Source organism: Mesorhizobium sp. M2C.T.Ca.TU.002.02.1.1, assembly GCF_003997225.1.
Genome location: NZ_RZTO01001566.1, coordinates 1 through 408, shown reverse-complemented (window position 1 = coordinate 408; position 408 = coordinate 1). Strand labels below are relative to the sequence as shown.

Genomic DNA, 408 nt, shown 5'->3' with positions numbered 1-408 from the left:
GACATATGGCGTACCAGCCCCGCTTGCGGCGCGCCTCCGCAAAATCACGTCGATCGGACAGCGGATGCCGACGAACAGCACCGGCAGGCCGGCCAGGCGCCGGGCACATTCGGGAAGGACGTTCAGCGGTCGGGAATAGGCGTCGTGGTGGCCGACATCGACGACGACATTGAGCCCCAGCCGGCTGTGAGCCGCGATTGCGTCGTAAAGCGCCGCGTAGAGCAGCGGCACGAAAGCCTCGATGTCCGGGCGTTCGCCGCCGGGACGCAGGCCGATCCCCGGACGCAGCCGCGGCGGCGTGACATGGACGCAGGCGTCGACGCCGAGGGCCATCCAGACGCCCTCGAATGTTTCCTGGATCGCCGCCGCGATGCTCGACTTTCCCGAACGCGGCGCGCCGTTGAGGAT

At 68.6% G+C, this 408-nt stretch carries 1 protein-coding gene; it reads right to left on the bottom strand.

All coding sequences use genetic code 11. The features are described 5' to 3' along the window. Window positions 1-408, bottom strand: a 408-nt coding sequence (locus EOD07_RS37310) for a chloramphenicol phosphotransferase (RefSeq protein WP_127238559.1), incomplete at both ends; no start/stop codon positions are given.